The 9,196-nt window shown below is 61.0% G+C and carries 9 protein-coding genes and 1 pseudogene; all 10 read right to left on the reverse strand.

Annotated features, from left to right (window positions below):
• Positions 1 to 140: 140 nt before the first annotated feature.
• Positions 141 to 647, reverse strand: a complete 507-nt coding sequence (locus AC2VNK_RS09380; protein WP_291522194.1) for a hypothetical protein — start codon at positions 645 to 647, stop codon at positions 141 to 143.
• Positions 647 to 979, reverse strand: coding sequence for a DUF3579 domain-containing protein (locus tag AC2VNK_RS09385; RefSeq protein ID WP_291522192.1), 333 nt, complete (start codon positions 977 to 979; stop codon positions 647 to 649). The genes AC2VNK_RS09380 and AC2VNK_RS09385 overlap by 1 nt, the downstream gene beginning before the upstream one ends.
• Positions 980 to 1,043: 64 nt before the next feature.
• Positions 1,044 to 1,940 (reverse strand): UTP--glucose-1-phosphate uridylyltransferase GalU, encoded by an 897-nt coding sequence (galU, locus tag AC2VNK_RS09390; RefSeq protein WP_291522189.1) that lies wholly within the window; start codon positions 1,938 to 1,940, stop codon positions 1,044 to 1,046.
• Positions 1,941 to 2,017: 77 nt separating this feature from the next.
• Positions 2,018 to 2,713, reverse strand: coding sequence for a DUF502 domain-containing protein (locus AC2VNK_RS09395; RefSeq protein WP_486883566.1), 696 nt, complete (start codon positions 2,711 to 2,713; stop codon positions 2,018 to 2,020).
• A gap of 73 nt (positions 2,714 to 2,786) precedes the next feature.
• Positions 2,787 to 4,172: a sigma-54-dependent transcriptional regulator gene (locus AC2VNK_RS09400; protein WP_486883567.1), complete on the reverse strand. Its 1,386-nt coding sequence runs from the start codon at positions 4,170 to 4,172 to the stop codon at positions 2,787 to 2,789.
• Position 4,173: 1 nt separating this feature from the next.
• On the reverse strand, positions 4,174 to 4,683 hold the full coding sequence (locus tag AC2VNK_RS09405; protein WP_486883568.1) for a hypothetical protein: 510 nt from the start codon (positions 4,681 to 4,683) through the stop codon (positions 4,174 to 4,176).
• Complete coding sequence (locus tag AC2VNK_RS09410) at positions 4,683 to 6,167, reverse strand: sensor histidine kinase (protein WP_486883569.1); 1,485 nt, start codon at positions 6,165 to 6,167, stop codon at positions 4,683 to 4,685. Before AC2VNK_RS09410 ends, AC2VNK_RS09405 begins: the two co-directional genes overlap by 1 nt.
• Before the next feature lie 170 nt (positions 6,168 to 6,337).
• Positions 6,338 to 8,014 (reverse strand): DNA repair protein RecN, encoded by a 1,677-nt coding sequence (gene recN, locus AC2VNK_RS09415; RefSeq protein WP_486883570.1) that lies wholly within the window; start codon positions 8,012 to 8,014, stop codon positions 6,338 to 6,340.
• Positions 8,014 to 8,901 (reverse strand): NAD(+)/NADH kinase, encoded by an 888-nt coding sequence (locus tag AC2VNK_RS09420; RefSeq protein WP_486883571.1) that lies wholly within the window; start codon positions 8,899 to 8,901, stop codon positions 8,014 to 8,016. The genes recN and AC2VNK_RS09420 overlap by 1 nt, the downstream gene beginning before the upstream one ends.
• Positions 8,902 to 8,968: 67 nt before the next feature.
• Positions 8,969 to 9,196 (reverse strand): annotated as a pseudogene (locus tag AC2VNK_RS09425) (type III pantothenate kinase); the annotation flags it as partial.

Consider the following 9,196-nt stretch of genomic DNA (forward strand, 5'->3'; position numbering starts at 1 on the left):
GCCAAGGTTCGTGACCTCTGATCGTGAGGCCCTATTTCAGCGTGCAAGCGATAGCCATGTGACTGCATACTGCAATTCAACCAATCCCGGTAACTACGGTGGACCCAGGCAGTACCCAGGATGGGGGCGGTGTTGTACCCTCAGCCTGAGCGACCGGTGGGGGCATAGAGGTATTCATAAAAGTTGTCCATGGCAATGCCTTGCGTGTCATAGGCCGTGGCCTGAACGTCATTACCTTTGCTCCCTATGGCGACCATACAGGCATGCTGAGCGGGGAGCGCATTGGCGGCGATGAAAGAGGGGCCACTGCGGCCGCAGGCATTGGTGGGATATTCCTGATTCAGGCGCGATATCAGCGTCCCTGCCACGTGTCGGGCTTGTTGCGATGAGGCTGCGGCGAAGGCGCGTTCGTTGCGCCAGGCGGTTTCTATGGTTTGGCGTTCCTGCGCACTGGTCGCCTGGGACAACGCTTCCCGATGCAGTTGATCCAGCTTCTGTAAGGCGACATAGAGGTCCGCACGTACGCCGCTTTGCAGGTCAATGACGTGGATGCTCAGGGCGATGGCCAGGGCGCCATAGACAATAATGACGATGCCGAGTATCCAGGTAAAACGCAGACGGGCGGAGGCGGACGGACGTTCTGCCATCAGGAGTGTGGGCGCTGGGTCTGGTGGCGGCGGCGGGTGGGTTGCTGTACCCGGCGATCGGCGATGCTGCCTTCTTCATGCCGCACCTGGAGGCGATTTTCGGCGGCGAAGCGCATGATTTCAGCAAAGGCCTCCGGGCGAATCTCTTCCAGGCTCTCGTCTATGATAATGGCGGCGTTGCCATTGATAGTGGCGGGTTCAATGAGGGGCAGGTAATGAATCTTGTGGTCGGCGCCGAAATGGGCGAGTCCGACTCCTTCAATGAGCATCTCCGCCCAGGCGGACGGGCGGAATTTGCCACCGCTTTCGGTAACTCCGTCGATGATGATCATGGATGCCTGTGCTCCTCGGGGAAACGGGCGATGATAGCGCCCCGTTCGGAGAGAATGAAGGGGGTCACGGGAATGCCTCATCCGGGGCGAGGGGTTCGCAAAGGCTGTCCATGTACCGGGTGAAATCGGCACCTACCTCGGGGTGTAACTTGCCAAAGGCGATGGTCGCCTTCAGGTAGCCAAGCTTATCGCCGCAATCAAAGCGCCGCCCGGAAAAAAGATAGGCCAGCACCTGCCGCTCTTTCAACAGGTGGGCGATGGCATCCGTCAGTTGAATCTCGCCACCCGCGCCTTGTTGAGTTTGTTCCAGAAAGTGAAACACCCGCGCGGGGAGGATGTAGCGCCCCACCACGCCCAGATTAGAGGGCGCATTCTCGGGCTTAGGCTTTTCGACGATGCCACTAATCTGGTAAATACGATCATCCCAGGGCCGCGCGTCGACTACGCCGTAGCGGGTGGAATGCTCCCGCGCAATTTCTTCAACGCCGAGAATGCCCGCCTGATAGCGGCGGTATTGTTCCACCATTTGCGCGAGCACGGGTGGTTCGCCGAGCATGAGGTCGTCAGCCAGCAACACGGCGAAGGGTTCGTCACCCACCACCGGGCGGGCCATAAGCACGGCATGCCCGAGTCCAAGCGGGTAGGGCTGGCGTAGAAAAATGGTGCTGACATGGCTGGGCAGGATGCTCCGCACTTGTTCCAGCAAAGCCACCTTGCCGCGTTTTTCCAGCTCAATTTCCAGTTCGTAAGAAACGTCGAAGTGGTCTTCGATGGCACGCTTGCCGCGTCCGCTGATGAAAATGAGTTGGTCGCAGCCTGCGGCGATGGCTTCCTCCACAGCATACTGAATGAGTGGCTTGTCCACGACAGGCATCATTTCCTTGGCGCTGGCCTTGGTGGCCGGGAGAAAACGAGTGCCCAGACCGGCCACGGGGAAGACTGCTTTGCGGACTTCAGCCATGCTTCATCTCCTTATGTTGTGACGTGAGTATAACGAAGACTGTGGGCTTGCCGCAAAGCGCCCACGGAATGGAGTTATCACCGGTCTGGGTCAGAATGGCTCGGTGCTGTCTCTCTGCTTGCTTCAGTACCGGCACCCAGCTTATCGCGGATGGCCTTCCCTCCCCCCACCCCGCCCGCCATGGCGAAGCGCAGCGCTTGTTGCGGGGTGAGGTCGGGCAGGGGGATGACTTTGTCGCGTGGCACGAGGCAGGTGAAGCCGCCGATGCCGTAGCTCATGGGGATAAACACCGCGATACATTCCTCGGGCAACCGGGGCAGTTCGCTGAGGGTGTCGCGCGTAACCAGGCCGATGAGATAACCCATGTCGCCGCCCTGGCGAACCAGTACGGCACTACGGAAACCACGGTCCGTCCCGCCAAAAAGCAAGCCTACCGTTTCGTGAATAGTGCTGTAGAGGCTGTGCAGTACGGGAATGCGTCCGAGTACGGTGTTCAGTTTCTCAAAAATCCAGGCGGTCAGGACATGGGAGGCGAGGAAGCCGACACCAAGAATAATCATCAAGGTCAGCAACAAGCCCAGGCCGGGGATGTCGACGCCAAAAAGCGCCCTGATCGGTGCCTCAAATAGGTTGTTCAGCCAGCCGCCTATCCACAACACCACGTAAACCGTCAGCCCAATGGGCAGCGAAATGAGCAAACCCTGAGCGAACCAGCGGCGGAGGTGGATACGCTGGAAGAGTGATTTCTGGGCGATCGGAACGGGTAGTGTCATCGGGTCGTTGACGGAGTCAAAGTAGGCTCAGCATAGCAAGATCGGTGATGGGGGCAAAGCACCTGCACCATCGCTATTCCTCATTCCGCTCCTCCAGGCCCTTGAAAAGCTGTGGAGCCAGACTATGTTTACGCATCAGTTTGTAAAGATCAGTCCGGTGTCGGCCGGCTATGCGCGCGGCGCGGGAGATGTTGCCATCCGTGGCGCGCAGCAGATTTTCCAGATAGGTACGCTCAAAGGCGGCCTTGGCATCCTGCAGGGGAGGGAAGGCACTCTGGCCGCCCTGGCGACCGGTGTCGGGGATGGCATCGGCAGCGACCCAGCCTTTTTCGGTGACCGCCGCGGCAAAGGTGACGGCATTCTCGAGCTCCCGGACATTGCCGGGCCAGGATCGCTGCATCAACTTGTCGAGGGCTTCGGGACTGAAGCCCCGAATATCGCGGTTCATGCGCTGACTTTCCCGATCTAGAAAATACTGGGCCAGCAGCAGGATGTCTTCCGCCCTTTCACTCAGGCTGGGGACTCGCAGCGGGATGACATGCAGACGATAGTAAAGGTCCTCGCGGAAGGCACCGTCAGCGGTAAGGGCGTGAATATCCTGATGGGTGGCGCTGATGACCCGCAAGTCGACAGTCGTCTCCATTTTTGCGCCGACGGGACGCAGAGTGCCTTCCTGAAGGACGCGGAGCAACTTGACCTGCAGGGTGAGAGGCAGGTCGGCAATTTCATCGAGGAAGAGGGTGCCGCCGCTGGCGCTGCGGATCAATCCGGCATGGTCTTGAGTGGCGCCGGTGAAGGCGCCTTTGACATGACCGAAGAGTTCGCTCTCCGCCAGTTCGGCGGGAATGGCACCGCAATTGACCGCAACGAATGGGCCGTCGCGGCGCGGGCTGGCGTCGTGGATGGCGCGGGCGACACGTTCCTTGCCGGAGCCGCTTTCCCCGGAAAGGAAAACGCTGGCCTTCGAGCTGGCAATGCGCGCCAGTTCATCCACCAGCGCGGCCATGATGGGACTGCGGTGAAGGATGCTTTGTCCGGCTTGTTCGCGCAATGCGGCCCGCAGCTTACGGGTTTCCTGCCCGGCGCGGCGCTGCGCGAGCGCGGCCTTGGTCAACTCCTGCAACTCTTCATTACTGAAGGGCTTGCTGAGATACCCGAACGCCTGTGCACGCATGGCTGCCACCGCATTGGGGATGCTGCCATGGGCGGTGAGCAGAATGACGGGGAGATCAGGGTCAAGCGCCTGCACAGCCTCGAGCACGGCCATCCCATCCATGCCCGGCATGCGCAGATCGGTGATGACCAGATCGGGCTTGTCCTTATGCAATATCTGCATACCTTGTGCGGGATCATTGCTGGCCAGGACGTGGTATCCCTCACTTTCCAGCCAGAGGCCGAGCAGGCGCAGAAAGTCGGGATCGTCGTCAACGGTGAGTATAGTGGGGATGGGCTTGGGCATTTTAGGGCTGCTTGGGAACATGGTGGTCAAGAGATTTTGCGGCATGTTCGCGGAGGAGATTTTCCAGGCGATTCAGGCGTGCTTGCGCGGCAGCGGATTGTGCTTGTGCGTTAGCGGATTGTGCCTGGGCCAGTCTGAGTTTGGCTATACATGCGTCCTTGGTGGCGGTGTGCTCTTGCAGAGCGTGGACAACACGACGCAGAGGGAAAGTTTCGGCCGCCACGTCGTTATTCTGGGCCGCGAGCCCCAACTCTCTCGCCGCATTCCCCAAAGCCGTACCATTCAGCGGCCCGCCACTCAGATAACCATTGGCTAACGCCACATGGATGCGCGCGCAAGCGGCGGATGTGGGCACGCCACAGTGGGCGAGATCACTGAGCAATGTGTTGCGTGTTGCGCTGGGCAGAGGGGGCGGTGGGGCTGTCTGTGGCGTGAGTCGTGCGCAGGCACTCAGCGTCGCGGAGAGACCGAGCGTGGCGAGGATCGGAAAGACGTGAGCGATCCAGCGCATCAAATGGCTCCGACGTTGCGCGCTGCGGGCAACCAGATTTCGGCGCAGAGACCACCGCTGGAGCGATTGTGCATCCGGATCCAGCCGCCTTGGGCGCCCACCAGCTCGCGGGTAATCGCAAGGCCCAGACCCGTGCCGCGGGGCAGACTGTTGCTGACCGGCACCTGATAAAAGCGTTCAAAGACCCGTTCCAGCAGGGCCTCGGGGATGCCGGGACCGTTGTCGCCAACGCTAAAGAGAATGCCCCCTTGTTGTGCCGTTGCGCGAACCTCGATCCGGCCGCCCGCCGGACTGTATTTATGGGCGTTACTAACCAGATTGGTCAGAATCTGGCGCAGTCTCTGGGGATCTGCATACACGCTGAGTTCCTTCACTCCGTTACAATCCAATATCTGATTTTTTTTATCGGTCAGCGGTTGCATACGTTTTTGCAGGTCGACCAGCACTTCGGTAATAGGGATATCCTGCGGTGAAAAATCCAGGGAACGCGCTTGCAGGGCGTGCATGTCCAGCATTTCCTGAATGGCGGCGTACAACTCCTTGACCTGACGGACGATGATTTCGAGCACTTCGTGCTGCCGCGGTAACAGCGGGCCGATGCGCTCACTGAGCAGGAGTTCGCTGCCAGAGCGCGCCGAGGCCAGCGGAGTGATCAACTCGTGAGACACCTGGCTGAGGAATTCGTGTCGCAAACGTTCTTCTTCCCGCAGCCGCGCCTGCATGCTTTCAATGCTGCGGGCGAGATCGCGGAGCTCCTGGGGGCCTTCACTGGCGACATTCGTCAGTTTACCCGCGCCAATATCCTCCACGGCACGACGAAAATCCTTGAGGGGTCGGGTCAGGGCGGTGGCTACCCGCCAGGGAATGAGTATGCTGAGCAAAGCGGTGATGAATACTAGTGCATAGAGGAGTTGCACGGCACGGGTCCGCGCCGCAGCGGCCGCAGCGCCTTGCCGGGCGAGGAGCGTCGTCATCGCCAAATGTACGGCCTGAAATTTTTCTTCGACGGCGGCTTTGCTGGACTCCGCGGTGGCGCTGTTGCCAACGGTCTGCGCATAAGTGGCCAGGCTGCCTTGCAACTGTTGCATGGCCATCGTGAGAGCAGGGTGATTGCGGGTGGCGCGTTGTAGTGTTTGCAGGTCATGCTCTTCACTGGTCACCAGTTGGATGAAGGTCTTTTCATAACCCGCCTGCGGCAGCACTTGGGCAAGCTGACGAAAAAATTCTGCCTGATGCTGGGTGTTTTTAATTTTTAGCAATTGTTTTTGCAGGGGTAACCCGACCTGAACGAGGGTGTCGCTGCTGTTGCCGAGGGTGTGAATGGAGCGAACCGCGATGTAGACCACACTGCCCACCAGTAGCAGTATCGCCAAAGCGACCACCAGTACCCGCCGCGGGATGGAGTCGGCTCTGTTATGTTCTACGCGCGTCGGGACGACTGACGCGCGGTCTGTGCTGTGTCCTTCCATTAAATCGGCCGCCATCGGTTCTCCGGGTCTTTGGCACTGGACGCGCATTGGCATGCCCAGAATATCCCCTCACTAGCCAGAGTGTAAGCGACTCAGGCGTCAAGGCCTAGTGTAGACCATTGGCTACGCTTAAATATCCCTATGAATGGAGCGGTTTGGTATGGTGTCGACCCAAGCCGTTATACTCAGGATTCAGCACCGGCCAGTAAGGCGGCTGCCGCCTGAGTAACGGCATCGCTGATTTCAATGCCGCCCAGCATGCGGGCGATTTCCTGCTGGCGCCCGGCGCTGTTCAGTGCGCGAACCGCGCTGAGGGTCTGGCCGTTGATGACCTGTTTTTCCACCCGCAGGTGCTGATGTCCCTGGGCGGCTACCTGCGCCAGATGGGTGACGCAGAGGACTTGCTGACGGGCGCCGAGACGGCGCAGCAGGCGACCGACCCGTTCGGCGACGGCACCGCCGATGCCCACATCTACTTCGTCGAAAATCAGGGTGTCGACGCGTTCCGGCGCGGCGAGGATGACCTGCAGCGCGAGGCCGATGCGGGACAGCTCGCCGCCGGAGGCGACCTTGGCCAGGGGCTGAGCGGGATGGCCGGGATTGGCGGTAATCCAGATTTCCACCTGATCCCAGCCCGTATCACGCCATTGTTTTTCGGCTTCGGGGTGGCTGTACAGGCGTAGCTCAATAGCGGCATGGGGCATGCCCAGTTGCTGGATCTGCACGATGATGGCCTGGGCCAGTGTGTCCTGATGTTGCTGGCGCGCGCCGCTGAGGGCAGCGCAGTCCTCAACGTAGGCCGCCCGCGCCTGGGCCAACTCGCGTTCGGCGGCGCCGCGGGCCGCCGCAAGGTCTTCGTTGCCCAGCAACTCCCGGCGCAGAGATTCCCGCCTGGCGAGTAGACCGGCCATATCGCAGTGGTGTTTGCGTTGCAGATCCTGCAGGAGTTGCAGGCGCTGGGCGATACTTTCGAGCCGCTCCGGATCGGCCTCCAGGTCAGTGGCGTAGGCGCGCAGGCCGGTAATGGCTTCTTCGGTCTGAATCATGGCCGAGTTGAGCAGTTCATCGCAGTCCGCGAGGCGGGGATCGTGGGCGCGGGCGGCACTCACATGCCGTTGCGCTTCGGCGATGGCACGGCCGGCAGCGCTGTCTTCCCCATCCAGCCGGGCGAGGGCGGCCAGTATGTTTTCCCGCAGCTTTTCCACGGCACCGAGGCGCTGTTCTTCAGCGCGCAGGTTTTCCCATTCATCGGCCTGCAAGTCGGCGGCTTCCAGCTCGGCGAGCAGAAAGCGCTGCCAGTCTTCCTGCTCGTGTTGCCTGCCCTGCTGTTCCTGTAACGCGGCGCAGCGCTGGGTGGCTTGGCGCCATTGCCGGTAGCGGTCGGCAACGGCGCTCAGGGTGGCCTCCAATCCGGCGAAACGATCCAGTAGAAACAGTTGGCGTTCCGGCTGAAGCAGGCTTTGGTGGGCATGCTGGCCGAGGAGTTCGACCAGGGTTTCACCGAATTCCTTGAGTTGGCTGTTGGTGACACTGCGACCGTTGATGAAGGCACGGCTGCGGCCGTTGCGCTGAATGATGCGGCGCAGGAGGCAGACATCTTCGTCCTCGATTTCCTGTCCGCGCAGCCACTGACGCGCGGGGTGTTCCGGGCTGAGACCGTATTCGGCACTGATTTCCGCTTGCTCGGCACCATGGCGGATGTCTTCGGCATGGCCTTTGTCGCCGAGGAGCAGGGCGATGGCGTCCACCAGAATGGACTTGCCCGCGCCGGTTTCGCCGGTGAGCACCGTCAGTCCTGCGGCAAAATCGACACTGACGGCGTCGATCAGGGCAAAGTCGCGCACTTGCAGGTTGAGGAGCATCAGTCTTCTCCGGGGGATTCGGCCCAGTGCAGTTTGCCGCGCAGAATCTGGAAGAAGTTTTCCTCTTCGGGATGGATGAAACGGGCGGAGCAGGGCGCACGCCGGATGACGATTTCGTCGCCGATTTCCAGGGGGACGCTGTAGTGGCTGTCCAGACTGAGCGCTGCCGACTGGCGGCTGGCGGTGAGGCGGGCGCGGACTTCTACGGTGTCGGCTACTGCCAGGGGGCGGGCGGTGAGGGTATGTGGGCAGATGAGGACGAGGAGGAGCGCTGCGAGGGTGGGTGTGAGGATGGGACCGCCCGCCGACATGGCGTAGGCGGTAGAGCCGGTGGGTGTGGCGATGATGAGTCCGTCAGCGCGCTGGGTATAGACGAAACGGCCGTCTATCTGCACTTGCAGTTCAATCATGCTTTCGCCGTCGCCCTTGTGGATGAGCACTTCGTTGATGGCGAGGCCGGCATGGAAACACTCCTCACCACGCCACAGTTCGGCATGGAGGACGCTGCGCAGATCTTGCTGATAGTGGCCTTCCAGAATGGGCGGCAGGGCTTCGCTGACCTGGTCGATGGAAAGGTCGGCGAGAAAGCCGAGCCGCCCCTGATTGATGCCGAGGATGGGGATACCACTTTGTGCAGTCTGTCGCGCCGTCCCCAGCAGGGTACCGTCGCCGCCGAGGGCGATGACGAGGTCGGTATCTGCATTCGCTTCCGCGAACGAGAGCAGCAGCAGGCCCAGGCTGTCGCCAATATCCGCGGCGCACTGGGTTTCCAGAAAAGTGGGGATGTCTTGTGCCAGCAAAAAATCCCGCAGCCGTTGCAATCCGGGGAGAACCGAGGGATCACGGTATTTGCTGACGAGCAGGACACGCTGGAAGGGTTTGGTCATGGGGGTAGCGTACATGGGGGCGGGGCTGGCGCCAAGGGGCTGCGGCCATTTTTGCGTGGCTTCGATCTTAGGGCAAGGCGCCACCTTGTATCCACAAATAAAAGCCGCGCAAGAGCAGGTGGGGCTGATAGAAGCTGCCGGGGATGCCGGGTTGCCAACGTTCGGCATCACCGCCGGTGATCAGTATCTGTGCCTGGGGGCTGTACTGGCGATAGTCGGTAATGGCGCCGCGCAGGGCATCGGCAAAAAGATGGATGACCCCGGCCTGAATGGCGCTGCTCGTGTCATTGCCCAG

The organism is Acidithiobacillus sp. TH-A35 (assembly GCF_057473505.1).